Here is an 18,687-nt window from a genome sequence, read left to right on the forward strand (position 1 = left end):
TCGTTACGCATGGCCAGGGAATTCCAACGCGGCCACAAGGCCAGGATCAGTGACCTCACGGCAGGGACGGATCTGTACGTAGGCGTGCAGATCGCGGCCCCGGGGCTGACCTTCGACATCAGCTGCTTCGGCCTCGACGCCCATGAGCAGCTTTCCGACGACCGGTACTTCATCTTCTTCAACCAGCCGAAATCGCCCGAGGAGTCCATTCAGCTCCTCGGCGCGCAGTCCGGTGACACCGAGTCCTTCCGCGTCACGCTCGACCGCATTCCGGCAGCCATCCAGAAGCTCTCCTTCACCGCGACGCTCGACGGTTCCGGGCAGATGTCCCAGATCGGTCCGGGGTACATCCGGATCGTCGCGGGCGGCGAGGAGGTGGTGCGGTACGCCTTCACCGGGTCGGAGTTCACCACCGAGCGCGCCGTGATGCTCGGCGACTTCTACCTGAAGGACGTCTGGCGCTTCGCCGCCGTCGGCCAGGGCTTCGACGGTGGTCTCGACGCGCTCCTGAAGAACTTCGGCGGTGAGGTCGCCGAGGAAGAGGCACCGCCCGCCGCCGCCCCGGCCGCCGCTCCGGGATTCGCCCCGCCGGCCCAGGCCGTTGCCCCTCCGGCCTTCGGCGCGCCGCCCGCGGCCCCGGCCCCGCAGCCCGCGCCGTCCTTCGGAGCCCCGCCCGCGCCCGCGCCGCAGCAGCCGATGCACGCGGCGCCGACGATCGCGGCCCCGCTTGCTCCTCAGGCGCCGCAGGCCCCGTCCCCGTACGGCCAACCCCAGCAGCCGCAGCAGCCCCAGTTCGGCCAGGTCCCCGGCCAGGGCGCGCCGCCCGTCGCTCCTTTCGGCCAGCAGGCCCCCGCTCCCTTCGGTCAGCCCGCCCCGGCCCCGTACGGCCAGCAGCCCCCCGTCGGCATGCCGTCGGGTGCCCCGCAGGGCGTGCCCCAGGGAGTGCCGGCCACGGGCGCGGGTCTCCAGGCGGCCCTGCAGCCGTACAAGGAGACCGCGACCGGGCAGCGCTGGACCCCGCAGAACCAGCAGCTCATGCGGGTCGACCTGACCATGGGCGGAGCCGGCGTCCTGGCCCGCCAGGGCAGCATGGTGATGTACCAGGGCAAGGTGGACTTCGGCTACAAGAGCGCCGGGTTCGTCGGCCGCGCCGTGGGCAACGCCACCGGCCAGGAGATGCAGCTGATGCGCTGTACCGGCCGCGGTCAGGTCTTCCTCGCCGAGGAGGGCTCGCACCTGCACCCGATCGAGCTGCAGGGCGACGCCATCTGCGTCTCGGCCGAGAGCGTCCTCGCCTTCGACGAGTCCCTCCAGTACGAGGTCCGCAGGGTCGAGGGGCACGGCATCCCCGGCGGGGCGCTGTTCACCATGCAGTTCCAGGGCACCGGCACCGTGATCGTGAAGACCCACGGCACCCCGGTCGTCCTGCCGGTCACGCCCACCACGTTCGCCGACTGCAATGCCGTCGTCGCCTGGTCGGCCGCCTCCCAGGTGATCGTCTCCAGCCAGGTCCGGCTGCGCCGCAACGCGTATCCCGGACACAGCGGGGAGACCGTGAACCTCCAGTTCCGGGGAGCCCCCGGCAACTTCATCGTCGTCCAGCCCTACGAGGTCTGAGGGAGCCCGTCATGAATCAGCAACTCGCGGGCTTCGCCCCGACCCCTGTCACGGCCCGTATGGAGAACCACGGCAAGACCATGCTCAAGGTCGCCATGGCCTCCGGGCAGGACCTCTTCGCACGTACCGGCTCGATGGTGGCGTACGAGGGCTTCATCCAGTACGAGCCCAACCCGCCCGCCGCCCGGCAGATCGCCTCCCAGTGGATCACCGGCGAGGGCGCACCCGTCATGAAGTGCTCCGGCGACGGACTGCTCTACCTCGCCGACTACGGCGCCGACGTGGTCGTCATCAACCTCGACGACGACTCCATCTCCGTCAACGGCTCCAACCTCCTCGCCTTCGACGCCCACCTCACCTGGGGCGTCGAGAAGGTCAAGGGGCTCGCCAAGTTCGCCGGACAGGGCCTGTGGAACGTCGTCGTCCAGGGCACCGGATGGGTCGCCATCACCTCGCGCGGCACTCCGATCGTCGTCGACTGCGGACGCGGCGAGGACGAGACGTACGTCGACCCGGACGCGCTCGTCGCCTGGTCCCCGAACCTCAAGGTGAAGGGCAAGCGGAGCTTCAAGGCGGGCTCGCTGATCGGCCGCGGCAGCGGCGAGGCGTACCAGATGGCCTTCTCCGGCCAGGGCATCGTCGTCGTCCAGCCGAGCGAGGACAGCACGGACCGGCTGCGGATCCGGAACTGACGGGGAGGGAGAACACATCATGCAGAGTCCGCTTTTCAGCCACACCGAGCAGCAGACCCAGGACCGCTACGCGATCCAGAACCCGCAGCTCCTGCGGGTCTCGCTGACCGGTCACGACGACGTCCTCGCCCGCAAGGGCGCCATGGTCGCCTACCAGGGCCTCATGGACTTCGACGGGGAATACCAGTCCCAGGGCCAGCGCCGCGCCCGCGCGAACACCGGTGAGGGCCTCGACCTGATGCGCGTGTCCGGCCAGGGCACCGTCTACCTCGCCAACCTCGCGCAGTACATCCACGTCGTGGACGTCGACCGCGAGGGGATGACCGTGGACAGCTCCTACGTCCTCGCGCTCGACTCCTCGCTGCACACCGAGGTCATCGCGGTGGACAGCCAGTACGGGATCTCCGGCAGCGGCAAGTACCAGCTCAACATCTCCGGCTCGGGCAAGGTCGCCCTCATGACCTCGGGCCAGCCCCTGATGATGCAGGTCACGCCCGAGAAGTACGTCAACGTCGACGCGGACGCGATCGTGGCCTGGTCCAGCTCCCTCCGTGTGCAGATGCAGGCCCAGACGCACTCCTCGGGCGTCTTCAGGCGTCGCGGCAACACCGGGGAGGGCTGGGAGCTGAGCTTCCTCGGCCAGGGCTTCGCCCTGGTCCAGCCGAGCGAGGTCATGCCTCCGCAGAACGCCCAGATCGGCCAGGGCGCCCGCGCCCAGTTCGGCGTGGGCCAGCAGGGCTCCCACGGCCAGAACCAGAACAACGCCTGGAACTGACACCGGCGCCAGGGCACAGCGGTAAGGGGCGGCCTCCGAGAGGCCGCCCCTTACGCACATCCGTACCGGCCGGCCGCTACAGCCGGGACCGCGTCGCCTCCAGCAGCCGCACGACGGAGGCGTCGGCGACACCGGGCACGTCCGCGTAGCCGAACCAGCGCAGCTCCAGGGACTCCTCGCTGATCCGCTCCGCCGCTCCGGGCGGGGCCAGCGCGGCGTACTGCACATCGAGGTGCCAGGTGCAGGGAGACGGAATCGGGTGCCGGTCCAGCCGGACCGGGCCGCCGGGCAGCAGGGTGAGCCCCGTGATGCCGGACTCCTCCGTCGCCTCACGGAGCGCCGCCGCCTCCAGGGTGGCGTCCTGCTCCTCGCAGTGGCCGCCCATCTGGAGCCACATCCGGAGCTTCCGGTGCAGGGTCAGCAGGACCTTCCCCCGCTCCGGATCGATCACCAGGGCGCTGGCCGTCAGATGCCCGGCCCCGCACGCCTTCCACATGCCGTCGTCGTGCTGTGCCAGGTGATCCAGATAGCCTCGGCGCAGCTCCGCCTGGCCAGCTGCCTCGTCCTCGGGGACATACTCCTTCAGTACGAGGGTGGCGTCGTCGTGCAGGGTCACCGGTCGCGGCCGTCCTTGCCGTCCTCGTCGCGCTCGCCCTCACCCTGGTCGTCGGCCTCGGGGGACTTCGGGGCCTCGGCCTCCGGGGCGTCCGGGGCCTTCGGCTTGCCGGAGCGCCCCCGCGCCGCCTCGCCGAGCATCTTGTCCAGCTCGGAGAAGTCGGCCTGCTCGTGGTGGACGAAGCCGTCCGGGTCGTCCAGGTCGTGGGCCGTCGGCAGCATGTCCGGGTGGGCCCAGAGCGCGTCCCGGCCCTCCAGACCCCGGGCGTCCGTGAGCGAGGCCCACAGGCGCGAGGCGTCCCGGAGCCGGCGCGGGCGCAGCTGGAGGCCGATGAGCGTGGCGAACGTCTGCTCGGCCGGCCCACCGGAGGCACGGCGCCTGCGCATCGTCTCGCGCAGCGCGTCGGACGAGGTCAGCCGGGACTTCGCGGCCTCGTGGACCACCGCGTCCACCCAGCCCTCCACCAGCGCGAGAGCCGTCTCCAGACGGGCCAGGGACGCCTTCTGCTCGGGCGTGTCCTCCGGCTGGAACATGCCCTGCTGAAGGGCGTCCTGCAGCTGCTCCGGCTGTGAGGGGTCGAACTGGCCGACGACGTCCTCCAGCTTGCTGGTGTCGACCTTGATACCGCGGGCGTACGCCTCGACGGCGCCGAACAGATGCGACCGCAGCCACGGCACATGGGCGAAGAGCCGCTGGTGAGCGGCCTCGCGCAGGGCCAGATAGAGCCGGACCTCGTCCTGCGGGACGCTGAGGTCCTTGCCGAACTTCTCCACGTTCAGCGGGAGCAGCGCGGCCTTGCCCGCCGGTCCCAGCGGCAGCCCGATGTCGGTGGAACCGACCACCTCACCGGCCAGCACGCCCACGGCCTGCCCGATCTGCTGGCCGAACATGGCGCCGCCCATCGACCGCATCATGCCGATCAGCGGGCCCGCCATGGCCTGCATCTCCTCGGGCAGCACATCGCCCATCGCCAGGCCCACCCGCTCGGCCACCGGGTCGACCAGCTGCTGCCAGGCCGGCAGCGAGGCCTCGACCCACTCCGCGCGGCTCCACGCCACGGTGGAGACCGAACCGGACGGCATCGACGTCACACCGTCCAGCCAGAGGTCCGCCAGCCGCAGCGCCTCGTCGACCGCCGTGCGCTCGGACTGCCCGACACTGGCGTCCTTGGAGCCGTCCGGGGCGCCCTGCGAGACCGTCTGGCGGGCGATCTGCTTGGCCATGTCCCAGTTCACGGGACCGCCCTCGTAGCTCAGCATCTGACCGAGCTGCTGGAAGGCCGCACCGAGATCGTTCGGATTCATCGAGCCGAACATCGCGGCGAACGGATTGTCGCCGCCGGCTCCCGGCCCGAATCCGAACGGGCCTCCGGGCCCGCCCGCGCCCTGCCCACCTTCGGTGGGGTCCTTCTTCTTGCCCTCGTCGCCGTTCTCCGGCTCCTCCGGCGGAAGGCCGAATCCGAATGGGGTGTCACTCACGGGTTTCCTCGGCTCGTAGGGCCGCCGGCTCGAACCGACGGCGACTGCCCGACATCACCATCCAGCGTAGACACCACGCCCGCTTCGGGCCTCAGTGCTCCGCCGACTCCCGGCCTGCGGCAGGATGGACGCCACCTGGTACGTACGCGTCATTCGGGTACGTACTGAAGACAACCGCTGGAGACGCCCGGTGAGTTCCCCAGATCCGCAGGTTCGCGCAGCGCGAAACCCGACCGACCCCCCGCCCGAGAGCACGCCCGAAACGAAACGCCCCAGGACCCCGAGAAACCGGGGCCCCGTCGTCGCGGTCACCGGCGCCGCCACCGGCATCGGCGAACTGCTCACCGCCCACCTTGCCGCATCCGACGCGATCAAGCAGGTCATCGCGATCGACGAGCGCCGGGGAGAGGTGGCCGAGGCGACCTGGCACATCCTGGACGTACGGGATCCGGCGATCGCCGAGAAGCTGCGCGGCGCGGACGTCGTCGTCCACCTGGCCCTCGACCTCGACCTGGAGACCGACCCCGCCGCACGCACCGCGTACAACGTACGCGGCACCCAGACCGTGCTCACCGCCGCAGCCGCCGTCGGGGTCCACCGGGTCGTGCTGTGCACCTCGGCGATGGTCTACGGGGCGCTCGCCGACAACGATGTGCCGCTCTCCGAGGACGCCGAGCTGCGCGCCACCGCCGAGGCCACCGGCGTGGGCGACCTCCTGGAGATCGAGCGGCTCGGCCGCCGGGCCCCGCGCGCCCACCCCGGGCTCAACGTCACCGTCGTGCGCCCCACCGTCCTGGTCGGCGGCACCGACACCGCCCTGACCCGCTACTTCGAGTCCCCGCGCCTCCTGGTCGTCGCCGGATCGCGCCCCACCTGGCAGTTCTGCCACGTCGAGGACCTGGTGACGGCGCTGGAGTACGCCGCCCTGGAGAAGATCGACGGCGAGTTCGCGGTCGGCTGCGACGGCTGGCTGGAGCAGGAGGAGGTCGAGGAGCTGAGCGGCGTACGCCGGATGGAGCTGCCCTCCGCCGTCGCGCTCGGGGCCGCCGCCCGGCTGCACCGGATCGGCCTCACCCCGTCCCCGGCCGGTGACCTGGCGTACACGATGCACCCCTGGGTGGTCAGCGTCAGCCGGCTGCACGACGTGGGCTGGCGGCCGAAGTGGACGAACGAGGAGGTGCTCGGAGCCCTCCTCGAAGAGGCCGAGGGCCGCCACACGCTCGCCGGACGCCGCCTCGGCCGCAAGGACGCCACCGCCGCCGGAGCCGCCGGAGCGACGGTCGCCCTGCTCGGCGCCGCCGCCGTGGTGCGCCGCGCCCGCAAGGCCCGCCGCCGCATCTGACCGCCGGCCGCGCCCGAGGCCCTGTAGGAGGCTCCAATCCGGACCGCCGGCCGCCGGAAGATCAGGCAATTCCGGGATGCCGGAGCCGTACGGCACGATGGGAGCATGGCACCCACCCACGACCACCCCGGCGAGCACGCGGCGGCCGACCCCATCCGGCTGCTGGCGATCCGGGACTCCCCGCTCTCCGTCGACGAGGTCTTCCGCGCCGTCGGTGACGACGCGGCGGGCGGAATCGCGCTCTTCGTCGGCACCGTGCGCAACCACGACGCGGGGCAGGACGTCGGCGCGCTCGGCTATTCCTGTCACCCCTCGGCCGAGGACGAGCTGCGCCGCGTGGCGGAGAAGGTCGTCGCCGACTTCCCGGTCCGCGCACTGGCGGCCGTCCACCGAGTGGGTGAACTGGAGGTGGGCGATCTGGCCGTGGTCGTCGCCGTCGCCTGTCCGCACCGCGCCGAGGCCTTCGAGGCCTGCCGCAAGCTCATCGACGACCTCAAGCACGAGGTTCCGATCTGGAAGCACCAGCGTTTCTCGGACGGTACGGAGGAGTGGGTCGGAGCCTGCTGAGCGCAAACCGGACCGGGGCGCATCAGCCCCGATTTGCGTAACCGCACCCCCGCCACGAGCGTTGGTCTTCCGGCTCGTTAATCTGCTGATCGGGCATCCGGTCGCTCATGGGGTAGGGAGGTCGTGATGGCGGCACTCGCTTGGCTGTTGATTCCACTTTTCGCTGCTGTCGGTGGTGCGATATGGGCGAGTTGGGCTGCCCGCAACCGCACGACCGGCGATGTCACCGAACTCGCCGGCTACGCCAAATTCCGTGACGCGATGGAGAAATCGCACTCCGGTTCCGGCGCTCTCTGACGACCGACGCACGCCGCGTGACCACTATCCGCCGCGTTCCGGTCTCCTCGTACGGACCGGCCCCGGCGGTGCACTGACAGGCCCTTCCCGTACTGTCGTTCCATGCCACGCCGCACCGCGACGATGCTCGCCTCCGCTCTCGTCCTCATCGCGCTGCTCTGCGCAGGCGTGCTGATCAAAGTGCCGTATGCGGAGATGTCCCCCGGACCGACGGTGAACACGCTGGGCGACGCGCGTGGCGAGCCCGTCCTGCAGGTCTCCGGTCGCAAGACGTACCCGGCATCCGGGCATCTCAACATGACGACGGTCCGTGTCACCGGGGCGGAGTACCGGATGAACATCTTCGAGGCCGTCTACGGCTGGCTGGCCCACGACAGCGTCGTGGTGCCGCACGACACGCTCTACCCGGACGGCAAGACCGAGGAGCAGTCCACCCAGGAGAACGCCGAGGAGTTCAGCCAGTCCCAGGAGAGCGCCAAGGTGGCCGCCCTGAAGGAGCTGGACATCCCGGTCGCCACACAGGTCGTGGTCTCCACGGTGGTCAAGGGCAGCCCCTCCGAGGGCAAGCTGCACGCGGGCGACGTGATCAAGGCCGTCGACGGCACGGTGGTCAAGGAGCCCGGTGACGTGGCGAAGCTCGTCACCGAGCACCGCCCCGGCGAGGACGTCACCTTCACCATCGTCCCGGCGAAGACCGCCGCCGCGGCCGAGAAGGCCGGGCGTGCCCCCGAGGGCGGCGAGAAGATCACCATCAGGACCGCGAAGGCCCCCGCCGCCGAGGGCGACGGCGAGAAGGGCGGCAAGGACCGGGCGATCGTCGGGATCAGGGCCGGGACGGACCACACGTTCCCGTTCGAGATCGACATCAAGCTCGCGGACGTCGGCGGTCCGAGCGCCGGGCTGATGTTCTCCCTCGGCATCATCGACAAGCTGACCCCGGGCGACCTGACCGGCGGCGAGTTCGTCGCGGGTACCGGCACCATCGACGACGCGGGCACGGTCGGCCCGATCGGCGGCATCACCATGAAGCTGGTGGGCGCCCGGAACGCCGGGGCCCGCTACTTCCTCACGCCCGACGACAACTGCGCGTCGGCCGCGTCGGACATCCCCGACGGGCTCACCCTGGTGCGGGTCAAGACCATCGAGGACGCCACGAAGTCGCTGGAGCAGATCCGCTCGGGGAAGACCGCCGGCCTGCCGAGCTGCTCGACCGGCTGACGGCCGCGCCGCCCGGGAACCGTGCGACGGTCCCGGGCAGCGGCCGGATCAGGACTCGAACGTCGCCGCGAGCGCCTCGGCCAGGCCGGGCACCAGACCGGCGCCGGTCAGCACCTCGGTGGGGGAGTCCTTCTCGCGCAGCCGCACGGCGGACTCGCGGGCCCCGTCCCGCAGGACGGCCACGGTCATCCGCACCTCCTGCCGGTCGGGGTGCTTGGCGACCCACTGGGTCAGCTGCTTGTCGTTCAGACCGTCCGGCACGGAGGCCTCGGCGGACGGCGGCAGCATCAGCCGCTCCACCGTCATGGCGCAGCCGACCACGGCGTCGGGCCAGGCGATCGTGCCGAGGAAGTCGTCGAGCGCGGTGCCCGGGGGCAGCTCGTCCTGCTCGATCGGGGTGAGTGCGGCGACGGACGAGCTGGGGTCCTCAAGGCCCAGCTGAGCGGCGAGAGAGGGCTCCTGGACCCGCAGCTGCGCGGTGTCGACCAGGGCGAACAGCCGGGCGGGCCGGTCCCAGCCGAGGTTGGAGGCATAGGCGTCGATTTCGAGGACGGCGACGGTGAGCGGACTCGCGGCCATCGGGGGTCCTGCGGGGGAAACGTTGGGCATGGGCAATATCCTGCCTCCTTCCGCCCCGGGAACGGGAACTAGGTAAAGCCTCAGTAAGTTGCATAGGTGGGCTCCAGGATCGCTGGGCCTGTCCACACGACCGCGAACTACGAGGTGCGCACGTTGGCTTTCCAGATGCCGGACCGCGGCGGAGGCCCGACCGGGCCACGGATCAGAGTCGGCCGCCCGTCCCGGCGCGCCCGGACCATGCTCATGACTTTGGGCGTCCTGGCGGTTCTCGCCATGGCCTTCGTCATGTTCGCCGGGTTCTGGACGGACTGGCTCTGGTACAGGTCGGTCGCGTATTCATCCGTCTTCACCACCACCCTGTGGACCAAGATCGGACTGTTCCTCGTCTTCGGACTGCTGATGGCCGTCGCCATCGGTGTGAACATCTGGCTCGCGCACCGGCTCAGGCCGCCGCTGAGCGCGATGTCGCTGGAGCAGCAGAGCCTGGACCGCTACCGGATGAGCATCGCCCCCTACAAGAAGTGGGTGCTGCTCGCCGTCACGGCGCTCGTCGCGCTGATCGGCGGAGCTTCCGCCTCCGGCCAGTGGCGCACGTGGCTGCTGTACGTCAACGGCGTGCCGTTCGGCCAGAAGGACCCCCAGTTCCAGCTGGACGTCGCCTTCTTCGCCTTCGACCTGCCGTGGTACCGCTTCCTGCTGGGCTTCGGCTTCGCGGCGACCGTGCTCTCGCTGATCGCCGCCGCGCTGACCCACTACCTCTACGGCGGGCTGCGCATCACCAGCCCCGGCGCCCGCGCCACCGGGGCGGCCACCGGCCACCTCTCGGTGCTGCTCGGGATCTTCGTCTCCCTGAAGGCCGTGGCGTACTGGCTCGACCGGTACGGCCTGGCGGTGAAGTCCAGTGACTTCAAGGCCGCGGACAACTGGACGGGCCTGCGGTACGTCGACGCCAACGCCTACCTCCCGGCGAAGACCATCCTGTTCTGCATCGCGGCCATCTGCGCCGTGCTGTTCTTCGCGACGCTGTGGCGCCGCACCTGGCAGCTCCCGGTCATCGGCTTCGGCCTGATGGTGCTCTCGGCGATCCTGATCGGCGGGCTCTACCCGGCGATCGTGCAGAAGTTCCAGGTCCAGCCGAACGAGCAGGCCAAGGAAGCCGAGTTCATCCAGAAGAACATCAATGCCACGCGCGACGCGTACGACATCGATGACGCCACGGTGGACGACTACGAGGGCCAGGCGACGACGGAGGACGACAACAAGCTGCGGGCAGCGGCCAACACGGCCGCCAGCTACCGGGTGATGGACCCCAACGTCGTCTCCCCGGCCTTCCAGCAGCTCCAGCAGCGGAGGAACTACTACCAGTTCCCCAAGACGCTGGACGTCGACCGCTACAAGGACAAGGACGGCAAGGAGCAGGACACCGTCATCGGTCTGCGTGAGCTGAACATCCAGGGCCTGCCCAAGCGGAACTGGATCAACGACCACTTTACGTACACGCACGGTTACGGCGCCATCGCGGCCCGGGGCACGACCACCGGGACGAACCCGACGGGGTCCCCGGACTTCACCGAGTCGGGGCTGCCCTCCACCGGTGAGTTCGGCACGTACGAGCAGCGGATCTACTACGGCGAGAAGACCGAGCAGTACTCCATCGTCGGCGGGCCCCAGAAGGAGCTCGACTACGAGGAGGACGGCGAGAAGACCACCAGCTACAAGGGCGACAGCGGGGTCAGCCTCTCCAACACCTTCAACCGTGCCGCGTACGCGGTCTCGTTCAGCGAGCCGCAGATCATGTACTCGGGAGCCATCGGTGAGGGCTCGCGGATCCTGTACAACCGCACGCCCAAGGAGCGCGTCGAGGCGGTCGCCCCGTGGCTGACCATCGACGGCGACGCCTATCCGGCGGTCGTCGACGGCCGGATCCAGTGGATCGTCGACGCGTACACCACGAGCAACGGCTATCCGTACGCGTCCCGGACCACGCTCGGCGACACCACGGCCGACTCGCTGACCACCAACCAGCGCGCGGTCGTCGCCCAGCAGAACCAGGTCAACTACATCCGCAACTCGGTGAAGGCCACCGTCGACGCCTACGACGGCAAGGTCAAGCTCTACGAGTGGGACACCAAGGACCCGGTCCTCAAGACCTGGCGCAAGGCGTTCCCGGGGACGGTCGAGTCCCGCGGAGAGATCCCGAAGGAACTCATGGACCACCTGCGGTATCCGCAGGACCTCTTCAAGGTCCAGCGCGAGCTGCTCACCCGCTATCACGTCGAGGACCCCGCGCAGTTCTACAGCGGCAGTGACGCGTGGCAGGTGCCGGACGACCCGACCAACAAGGAGCCCGGCTCCGTCCCGCCGTACTACCTGAGCATGAAGATGCCGGGCCAGGAAGCGCAGCAGTTCTCGCTGACCACCACGTTCACTCCCCGAGGGCGCCCCAACCTGGGTGCCTTCATGGCGGTGAACGCGGACGCGGCCAGCAAGGACTACGGCGAGATGCGGCTGCTGCGGGTCACCTCCACCGTGAAGGGCCCGGGCCAGGTACAGAGTGAGCTCAACGGCAACGACGACGTCGCCGAGTTCGTGAGGAACCTCAAGGGCACCGACTCGGACATCGAGTACGGCAACCTGCTGACGGTTCCGCTGGAGGGCGGGTTCCTCTACATCGAGCCGGTCTACACGCGCGGTGGCAACCAGAACTACCCGCTGCTGCGCAAGGTGGCCGCCTCGTACGGCTCGAAGATCGTCTTCGAGAACAGCCTCGGAGAGGCGCTCAACGCCGTCTTCGGGGTCGAGGACGACGGAACGACGCCGCCGCCCGATCCCGATGAGCCGCCGGGCGAGACCGATGAGCCTCCGGCCACCGGCAGCGCGGCGCTCAAGAAGGCCATCGCGGACGCCCAGAAGGCGTACTCCGACGGCGAGAAGGCGCTGCAGGAGCAGGACTGGCCGGCCTACGGCAAGGCCCAGGAGGCTCTTCAGGACGCCCTGGAGCGAGCCGCCGCCGCGCAGCCCAAGCCGGGCAGCGAGGGGGACAAGGCCGGCGGCGCCGAGAAGCCGGCGGGCGACGCCAAGCCGGACAGCTCGGCCGAACCCGCGAGCGCCGAGAAGCCGGCGGACGCGGACACGGCGGATCCGGCGAGGAAGCCGGATGCGGCCGAAGGAGCCGAGAAGGGCTCCGACCAGGGCAGCTGAGAAGAGTCCACCCCGCGTCGTGGTACGGTTTGAACACAACGACGCGGGGTGGAGCAGCTCGGTAGCTCGCTGGGCTCATAACCCAGAGGTCGCAGGTTCAAATCCTGTCCCCGCTACTGAAAACACGAAGGCCCGGATCCCAAGGGATCCGGGCCTTCGTCGTGCCTGTTGTCCATACGGGCCGTGTCGGTCCCAAGCTGTGGGCGTGAAGTGCGTTTCGCTGGGCATCAGTTGCTTCCAGGCGTGTTTCACTTGTCTCTCTGTGGGCATGTCGACAAAACGCTGTAGTGACCTCACTGGCCGCGATATACCAGGTGTACGCGGGTTACAGGTGGTGCGACGATGGTATTTATGGGGGACAGGGCAACTCTGTTGGAGACAGGGCGGTTTGTGCAGCAGCGCGGCCAAGATGCTGAAAGCGCGGTAGACGCGGCTTTCGCCGCTGCCATCGCCGGGGCGGGCGCGCCGGTCCAGCGGACCGGCGACATCGACCCGAGCGCCGCCGCGAGCACGTCCGACGAGGACACCACGGACGCGGTCGACGCCGCGGACAGCGCCGAGAGCGAGGCGCGCCACCGACGCGCCGCCGACGCGGGGGACACCACGTCCATGAGCGTCCTGGGCGCGCTGCTGCTGCGCCGGGGTGAACTGGACGGCGCCGAGCGCTATCTGCGCGCCGCCACCGCCGACGGGGACCGGGCCGCCGCGAACAACCTGGGCGTCCTGCTGCACCAGCGCGGCTACCCGGACGAGGCCGCCGGCTGGTGGCGCATCGCCGCCGTGGCCGGATCCGCCGCAGCCGCGCACGCGCTCGGCCGGCACTTCCGCGAGCGCGGCGACGAGCCCGGCGCGGAGTACTGGCTGCGCCAGTCCGCCGAGCAGGGCCACGCGCTGGGCGCGTACGCGCTGGCCGACCTCCTGGAGCACCGCAGTGACGTCGGCGCGGAGCGCTGGCTGCGCGCCGCCGCCGAACAGGGCCACCGTGAGGCCGCCTACCGGCTGGCCCGCGCCCTGGAACGGAAGGCCGTCGAGGACCCGCACGACGCCTTCGGCCTGGGCCGGCGCGCCGTTTCCGGGCGAACCGGAACGGGCCTCGGCCTCCCCGGCGACCCGCCCGCGCCCGCCCGTGACGGACGGGCGACGGGCCCCGCGGGGGCCAGGAGCGCGGCCGACGGCGACAGTCCCGTGGCGGGACCCGCCGCCGGCCGGGTCGGCGAGGCCGAGCAGTGGTACCGCCAGGCCGCCGCCCGTGGCCACCGGCGTGCCGCCCTGCACCTCGGCGCGATCCTGGAGCAGCGCGGCGAGCTCAAGGAGGCCGGACGCTGGTACCTCACCTCCGCCAAGGACGGCGAGCCGCGCGCCGCCTGCGCTCTGGGCTTCCTGCTGCGCGACGCGGGCGACGAGGAGAGCGCCGCCGTGTGGTGGCTGCGCGCCGCCCAGGACGGCGACGGCAACGCCGCCAACGCGCTCGGCGCGCTGCACGCCGCACGCGGTGAGCAGCAGACCGCCGAGCGCTGGTACCGCGCGGCCATGGACGCGGGCGACGTCAACGGGGCGTACAACCTCGGGCTGCTCTGTGCCGCCCAGGACCGCACCCCGCAGGCCGAGCAGTGGTACCGCCGTGCCGCGTACGCCGGACACCGCGAGGCCGCCAACGCGCTCGCCGTGCTCCTCCTCCAGGCCGGCGACCACACGGGGGCCGAGCCCTGGTTCTCCAAGGCGGCCGAGGCGGGCAGCGTCGACGCGGCCTTCAACCTCGGCATCCTGCACGCCGGACGCGACGAGGACCGTACGGCGCTGGGCTGGTACGAGCGCGCCGCGGCGGCCGGGCACACCGACGCCGCGCTCCAGGTCGGCATGGCCCTCCTGCGCGACGGCGAGGACCGGGAGGCCGAGCGGCACCTGCGCTGCGCCGCGGGCGGCGGCAGCGCCGAGGCCGCGTTCCGGCTGGCCGGGGTGCTGGACTCCCGCCAGCCGCCGCCGGGGCCGCCCGCGCTCGGTGAGCCGATGCCGGAGAAGACCGAGTGCGAGGAGTGGTACGAGCGGGCCGCCCAGCAGGGGCATCGCCGCGCCCAGGTCCGGGTCGGCATGCTCGCCGCCGCCCGCGGGGACACGGAGAGCGCCGCCCACTGGTACCGGGAGGCCGCCGAGGCGGGCAGCCGCAACGGGGCCTTCAACCTCGGGCTGCTGCTGGCCCGCGAGGGCAGCGAGCGCGAGGCCGCCCTGTGGTGGAGCCGTGCGGCCACCGCCGGACACGGTCGTGCCGCGTTGCGCCTGGCGCTCCTCGCCGCCCGTCGGGGCGAGCTGACCGAGGGGCAGCGCTGGTGTGCGCGGGCGGTGGAGCTGGGTCCCGCGGAGGTGGCCGAGCGCGCCGCGCGGCTGCGCGAGGCGCTGCACCAGGAGCTGACCGCGTAACCCTGCCGGGCCCATGGGCCCGGTGAATGGATTTGCGCCGCCCGACCTGCTGACGTAATGTTGCATTCACCGACGCGGGGTGGAGCAGCTCGGTAGCTCGCTGGGCTCATAACCCAGAGGTCGCAGGTTCAAATCCTGTCCCCGCTACTGAAAGACGAAGGCCCGGATCTCATCGAGATCCGGGCCTTCGTCATGTCCGGACCCCGGTCATGTCCGGCGGCCGAGAAGAGCGGGCCCGCCCGGAGGCGGGCCCGCGGAGGCCGGGTCAGGCGGTGGCGGCGCAGGCCGGGCAGATGCCGCGGTACGTCACCTCGACGCCGGAGACCATGAAGCCGTAGCGCTCGTCCGTCGGCAGGTCCGCCAGCGGGTTGCCCGCGGGGTGCACGTCCCTGATGGCGCCGCACCGGGCGCACACCAGGTGGTGGTGCGGGTGGTGCGCGTTCGGGTCGTAGCGCTTGGCCCGGCGATCGGTGGAGACCTCCAGCACCTCACCGAGGGACACCATCTCGCCGAGGGTGTTGTAGACGGTGGCGCGCGAGATCTCGGGCAGCCGGGAGACGGCCCTCGCGTGGACCTCGTCCGCCGTCAGGTGTACGTGGTCCCCGTCGAGGACCTCGGCCACGACACGCCGCTGCGCCGTCATGCGCCAGCCGCGTCCACGAAGTCGTTCCAGCAGGTCGCTCATGCAGCCCAGCCTAACAGTGGAGGTACCGAGTCCCGATCGGGTGTGACTTTGGATGTTCACTTGACTTAGACATTGTCCATTGTAGGATCGGGATCGGCATACGCCAAGGGACAGGCTGTGCGGAACATCGGACCGACGACCGAGGTCGGCCGATCTTGGATGTGCAGGACATGACGCAGGAGGCGCACGTGACGCAGGGACCGCTCACCACGGAGGCCGGCGCGCCGGTCGCCGACAACCAGAACAGCGAGACCGCCGGCGTCGGCGGGCCGGTTCTCGTCCAGGACCAGGCGCTGCTGGAGAAGCTCGCCCACTTCAACCGCGAGCGCATACCGGAGCGGATCGTGCACGCCCGCGGCGCCGGTGCGTACGGCACCTTCACGCTGACCCGCGACGTCTCGCAGTGGACCCGGGCGAAGTTCCTCTCCGAGGTCGGCAAGCAGACCGAGACCTTCCTGCGCTTCTCCACCGTCGCGGGCAACCTCGGCTCCGCCGACGCCGCGCGCGACCCCCGCGGCTTCGCGCTGAAGTTCTACACCGAAGAGGGCAACTACGACCTCGTCGGCAACAACACCCCGGTGTTCTTCATCAAGGACGCCATCAAGTTCCCCGACTTCATCCACACCCAGAAGCGCGACCCGTACACCGGCTCGCAGGAGGCGGACAACGTCTGGGACTTCTGGGGCCTGTCGCCCGAGTCGACGCACCAGGTGACCTGGCTCTTCGGCGACCGGGGCATCCCGGCCACGCTGCGCCACATGAACGGCTACGGCTCGCACACCTTCCAGTGGAACAACGAGGCCGGCGAGGTCTTCTGGGTCAAGTACCACTTCAAGACCGACCAGGGCATCAAGAACCTCACCACCGAGGAAGCCGTCCGGCTCTCCGGCGTCGACCCCGACAGCCACCAGCGCGACCTGCGCGAGTCGATCGAGCGCGGTGACTTCCCGTCCTGGACGGTGCAGGTCCAGATCATGCCCGCAGCGGACGCGGCCGGCTACCGCTTCAACCCGTTCGACCTCACCAAGGTGTGGCCGCACGCGGACTACCCGCCGATCGAGATCGGCAAGCTGGAGCTCAACCGCAACCCGGAGAACATCTTCGCCGAGGTCGAGCAGTCGATCTTCAGCCCCGCGCACTTCGTGCCGGGCATCGGCCCGTCCCCCGACAAGATGCTCCAGGGCCGCCTCTTCGCGTACGGCGACGCCCACCGCTACCGCGTCGGCATCAACGCCGACCACCTGCCGGTGAACCGCCCGCACGCCACCGAGGCGCGGACCAACAGCCGGGACGGCTTCCTCTACGACGGCCGCCACAAGGGCGCCAAGAACTACGAGCCGAACAGCTTCGGCGGCCCGGCCCAGACGGACCGCCCGCTGTGGCAGCCCCTGCCGGTCACCGGCCCGACCGGCAACCACGAGGCCCCCGCCCACGCCGAGGACAGCGACTTCGTGCAGGCGGGCGACCTCTACCGGCTCTTCTCCGAGGACGAGAAGGTCCGGCTGATCGAGAACCTCGCCGGGTTCATCGCCAAGGTCTCGCGCGACGACATCGCCGAGCGTGCGATCAACAACTTCCGCCAGGCGGACGGCGACTTCGGCAAGCGGCTGGAAGCCGCGGTCCAGGCCCTTCGCGGCTGACCGGACGCCTGCCGTCGACCGTGGGCCGGATCCCCTCGCGGGGTCCGGCCCACCGGTCGTTCCGGCGCCGACCGCACGCGGACCCGACGCGGGGCGGGCGTCAGCCGGCGGTTGCGACCGTGCGCCGGACGGGCGCCCAGCAGCGGATGATGTCGCGCACCGAGACGATGCCCACCGGGCCGTCGCCGTCCAGCACGATCAGATGCCGGAACCCGCCGTGCGTCATGGCTTCCGCGGCCTCCTCCAGGGTCCAGGCCGGGGCGGCGAACACCACGTCGGTGGTGGTGTGGGCGGACGCGGACTCCCGGTCGGGGTCCAGCCCCGATCCGACCGCGTCGAGGATGTCGCGCTCGGTGATGATGCCGAGCCCGCAGGTGTCCGGATCATGGACGACAGCTGCCCCGATGCGGCGGGCCGACATCAGCCGGGCCGCCTGGCGGAGCGTATGGGTGGGGCCGATGGTGAGGACCACCGTGCTCATGGCGTCACGGACGAGCATGGAACGAGCCACCTCCTCGGCGAGCCGACTCCGTGAGTCGATTCACAAGTTCACAAGTGGGGGGACTCTCAGAGTTGCACCCTTGGGGCGGGTCGACAAGGGGTGAGCGAAGCGCGCCGAGGGCGTGCGAGAAGCACACCACAGGCCCCGGCGCGTCTCGCGGACCGTACGGCTGCCGACAGACCCGAAAGGGGCGGTCAGTAGCGCTGGTTCAGATAACCCAGCAGCTCGTCGTGGAGCGGCCCGTTGGAGGCCGCCGCGTTTCCGCCGCCCGGACCGTCCACCCCGTCCAGCGAGGTGAACCGGCCGCCCGCCTCCTGCACGATGATCGCGGTCGCCGCCATGTCCCACAGCGACAGCTCCGGCTCCGCGCAGATGTCCACGGAACCCTCGGCGACCATCATGTACGGCCAGAAATCCCCGTACCCCCGCGTCCGCCAGCAGGCCCGGGTGAGGTCCAGCAGGCCGTCGAGGCGGCCCTGCGCCTCCCAGCCCGACAGCGAGGAGAACGCGAACGAGGCGTCGGCGATCCGCTCCACCTTCGACACGTGCATCCGGGTCGCGGAGGTGAGGCTGCGTCCGGTGAACGCGCCCGCGCCCTTCGCCGCCCACCAGCGCCGGTTCAGCGCGGGCGCGGAGACCACGCCCATCACCGGCTGGAAGCCGTCCTCTCCCGCCTCCATCAGCGAGATCAGCGTGGCCCACACCGGCACGCCGCGCACGTAGTTCTTGGTGCCGTCGATCGGGTCGATCACCCAGCGCCGCGGTCCGCTGCCCTCGATCCCGTACTCCTCGCCCAGGATCGCGTCCCTCGGACGGGCCCGATGCAGGTGGCCCCGGATCAGCTCCTCGGCGGCCTTGTCGGCCTCGCTCACCGGCGTCATGTCCGGCTTGGTCTCCACCTTCAGGTCGAGAGCCTTGAACCGGTCCATCGTCGCCGCGTCGGCGGCGTCCGCCAGTACGTGGGCCAGGCGCAGATCATCGTGGTAGTCGGGCATGCCGTCACAGTATCCAGCGCCGCCGGGCACGGGCTACAGCGCCCCCGTGCCGCCCGGGACCTTGACAG

General features: G+C 70.8%; 16 protein-coding genes and 2 tRNA genes. 12 read left to right on the forward strand and 6 right to left on the reverse strand.

Annotated elements, in window-relative coordinates:
- The first annotated feature begins 9 nt into the window (after positions 1-9).
- Genes OG245_RS25725 through OG245_RS25735 form a run of 3 tightly spaced genes read left to right on the forward strand, consistent with a single transcriptional unit; the run spans position 10 to position 3,084 of the window.
- Positions 10-1,617 (forward strand): TerD family protein, encoded by a 1,608-nt coding sequence (locus OG245_RS25725; protein ID WP_371625810.1) that lies wholly within the window; start codon positions 10-12, stop codon positions 1,615-1,617.
- 11 nt (positions 1,618-1,628) lie between these two features.
- A complete protein-coding gene (locus OG245_RS25730; protein WP_371625811.1) occupies positions 1,629-2,309 on the forward strand; it encodes an AIM24 family protein in 681 nt (226 codons plus the stop codon).
- A 19-nt stretch (positions 2,310-2,328) separates the two neighbouring features.
- The gene (locus tag OG245_RS25735; RefSeq protein WP_371625812.1) at positions 2,329-3,084 is read left to right on the forward strand and encodes an AIM24 family protein; all 756 of its coding nucleotides are present in this window, start codon (positions 2,329-2,331) and stop codon (positions 3,082-3,084) included.
- 76 nt (positions 3,085-3,160) lie between these two features.
- Here OG245_RS25735 and OG245_RS25740 read toward each other — a convergent pair whose 3' ends face one another.
- The gene (locus OG245_RS25740) at positions 3,161-3,700 is read right to left on the reverse strand and encodes an NUDIX hydrolase (RefSeq protein ID WP_371625813.1); all 540 of its coding nucleotides are present in this window, start codon (positions 3,698-3,700) and stop codon (positions 3,161-3,163) included.
- On the reverse strand, positions 3,697-5,178 hold the full coding sequence (locus OG245_RS25745) for a zinc-dependent metalloprotease (RefSeq protein WP_371625814.1): 1,482 nt from the start codon (positions 5,176-5,178) through the stop codon (positions 3,697-3,699). The genes OG245_RS25740 and OG245_RS25745 overlap by 4 nt, the downstream gene beginning before the upstream one ends.
- Before the next feature lie 190 nt (positions 5,179-5,368).
- Between OG245_RS25745 and OG245_RS25750 the strand changes: the two genes are divergently transcribed.
- From OG245_RS25750 to OG245_RS25765, 4 genes are all read left to right on the forward strand, one after another.
- Positions 5,369-6,520, forward strand: a complete 1,152-nt coding sequence (locus OG245_RS25750) for an SDR family oxidoreductase (protein ID WP_371625815.1) — start codon at positions 5,369-5,371, stop codon at positions 6,518-6,520.
- Positions 6,521-6,625: 105 nt separating this feature from the next.
- Positions 6,626-7,087 carry a molybdenum cofactor biosynthesis protein MoaE gene (locus OG245_RS25755; protein WP_047178695.1) on the forward strand — a complete coding sequence of 154 codons (462 nt, stop codon included), beginning with the start codon at positions 6,626-6,628 and terminating at the stop codon, positions 7,085-7,087.
- 126 nt (positions 7,088-7,213) lie between these two features.
- On the forward strand, positions 7,214-7,384 hold the full coding sequence (locus tag OG245_RS25760) for a hypothetical protein (RefSeq protein ID WP_178798244.1): 171 nt from the start codon (positions 7,214-7,216) through the stop codon (positions 7,382-7,384).
- 102 nt (positions 7,385-7,486) lie between these two features.
- Positions 7,487-8,602 carry a PDZ domain-containing protein gene (locus OG245_RS25765; protein WP_371625816.1) on the forward strand — a complete coding sequence of 372 codons (1,116 nt, stop codon included), beginning with the start codon at positions 7,487-7,489 and terminating at the stop codon, positions 8,600-8,602.
- Positions 8,603-8,650: 48 nt separating this feature from the next.
- Here the strand turns inward: OG245_RS25765 and OG245_RS25770 are convergent, their stop codons facing one another.
- Positions 8,651-9,211 carry a PPA1309 family protein gene (locus OG245_RS25770; RefSeq protein ID WP_371625817.1) on the reverse strand — a complete coding sequence of 187 codons (561 nt, stop codon included), beginning with the start codon at positions 9,209-9,211 and terminating at the stop codon, positions 8,651-8,653.
- A gap of 135 nt (positions 9,212-9,346) precedes the next feature.
- On the opposite strand from OG245_RS25770, the gene OG245_RS25775 reads away from it, so the two are divergent.
- From OG245_RS25775 to OG245_RS25790, 4 genes are all read left to right on the forward strand, one after another.
- A complete protein-coding gene (locus OG245_RS25775; protein ID WP_371627986.1) occupies positions 9,347-12,382 on the forward strand; it encodes a UPF0182 family protein in 3,036 nt (1,011 codons plus the stop codon).
- A gap of 42 nt (positions 12,383-12,424) precedes the next feature.
- Positions 12,425-12,498, forward strand: a tRNA-Met gene (locus tag OG245_RS25780).
- A 226-nt stretch (positions 12,499-12,724) separates the two neighbouring features.
- The gene (locus OG245_RS25785) at positions 12,725-14,797 is read left to right on the forward strand and encodes a tetratricopeptide repeat protein (RefSeq protein ID WP_371625818.1); all 2,073 of its coding nucleotides are present in this window, start codon (positions 12,725-12,727) and stop codon (positions 14,795-14,797) included.
- Between the two features lie 73 nt (positions 14,798-14,870).
- Positions 14,871-14,944: transfer RNA gene (locus tag OG245_RS25790), tRNA-Met, on the forward strand.
- 118 nt (positions 14,945-15,062) lie between these two features.
- Here the strand turns inward: OG245_RS25790 and OG245_RS25795 are convergent.
- Positions 15,063-15,482 (reverse strand): Fur family transcriptional regulator, encoded by a 420-nt coding sequence (locus tag OG245_RS25795; protein WP_371625819.1) that lies wholly within the window; start codon positions 15,480-15,482, stop codon positions 15,063-15,065.
- Between the two features lie 170 nt (positions 15,483-15,652).
- Here OG245_RS25795 and OG245_RS25800 point away from each other — a divergent pair, with 170 nt between their 5' ends.
- Complete coding sequence (locus OG245_RS25800; RefSeq protein ID WP_371625820.1) at positions 15,653-17,122, forward strand: catalase; 1,470 nt, start codon at positions 15,653-15,655, stop codon at positions 17,120-17,122.
- A 100-nt stretch (positions 17,123-17,222) separates the two neighbouring features.
- Here OG245_RS25800 and OG245_RS25805 read toward each other — a convergent pair whose 3' ends face one another.
- Positions 17,223-17,621, reverse strand: coding sequence for a cyclic nucleotide-binding/CBS domain-containing protein (locus OG245_RS25805; RefSeq protein ID WP_371625821.1), 399 nt, complete (start codon positions 17,619-17,621; stop codon positions 17,223-17,225).
- A gap of 197 nt (positions 17,622-17,818) precedes the next feature.
- The gene (gene hisN / locus OG245_RS25810) at positions 17,819-18,619 is read right to left on the reverse strand and encodes a histidinol-phosphatase (protein ID WP_371625822.1); all 801 of its coding nucleotides are present in this window, start codon (positions 18,617-18,619) and stop codon (positions 17,819-17,821) included.
- Positions 18,620-18,687: the final 68 nt, after the last annotated feature.

This window comes from Streptomyces sp. NBC_01116, assembly GCF_041435495.1.
Classification (GTDB): Bacteria; Actinomycetota; Actinomycetes; order Streptomycetales; family Streptomycetaceae; genus Streptomyces.

Excerpts from the sequence above, each read along its gene's own strand:
- hisN (WP_371625822.1), bottom strand. The coding sequence starts at position 18,619 with ATGCCCGACTACCACGATGATCTGCGCCTGGCCCACGTACTGGCGGAC.
- OG245_RS25730 (WP_371625811.1), top strand. The coding sequence starts at position 1,629 with ATGAATCAGCAACTCGCGGGCTTCGCCCCGACCCCTGTCACGGCCCGT.
- OG245_RS25785 (WP_371625818.1), top strand. The coding sequence starts at position 12,725 with ATGGTATTTATGGGGGACAGGGCAACTCTGTTGGAGACAGGGCGGTTT.
- OG245_RS25725 (WP_371625810.1), top strand. The coding sequence starts at position 10 with ATGGCCAGGGAATTCCAACGCGGCCACAAGGCCAGGATCAGTGACCTC.
- OG245_RS25795 (WP_371625819.1), bottom strand. The coding sequence starts at position 15,482 with ATGAGCGACCTGCTGGAACGACTTCGTGGACGCGGCTGGCGCATGACG.
- OG245_RS25800 (WP_371625820.1), top strand. The coding sequence starts at position 15,653 with ATGACGCAGGAGGCGCACGTGACGCAGGGACCGCTCACCACGGAGGCC.
- OG245_RS25735 (WP_371625812.1), top strand. The coding sequence starts at position 2,329 with ATGCAGAGTCCGCTTTTCAGCCACACCGAGCAGCAGACCCAGGACCGC.
- OG245_RS25805 (WP_371625821.1), bottom strand. The coding sequence starts at position 17,621 with ATGCTCGTCCGTGACGCCATGAGCACGGTGGTCCTCACCATCGGCCCC.
- OG245_RS25760 (WP_178798244.1), top strand. The coding sequence starts at position 7,214 with ATGGCGGCACTCGCTTGGCTGTTGATTCCACTTTTCGCTGCTGTCGGT.
- OG245_RS25755 (WP_047178695.1), top strand. The coding sequence starts at position 6,626 with ATGGCACCCACCCACGACCACCCCGGCGAGCACGCGGCGGCCGACCCC.
- OG245_RS25775 (WP_371627986.1), top strand. The coding sequence starts at position 9,347 with ATGCCGGACCGCGGCGGAGGCCCGACCGGGCCACGGATCAGAGTCGGC.
- OG245_RS25770 (WP_371625817.1), bottom strand. The coding sequence starts at position 9,211 with ATGCCCAACGTTTCCCCCGCAGGACCCCCGATGGCCGCGAGTCCGCTC.
- OG245_RS25765 (WP_371625816.1), top strand. The coding sequence starts at position 7,487 with ATGCCACGCCGCACCGCGACGATGCTCGCCTCCGCTCTCGTCCTCATC.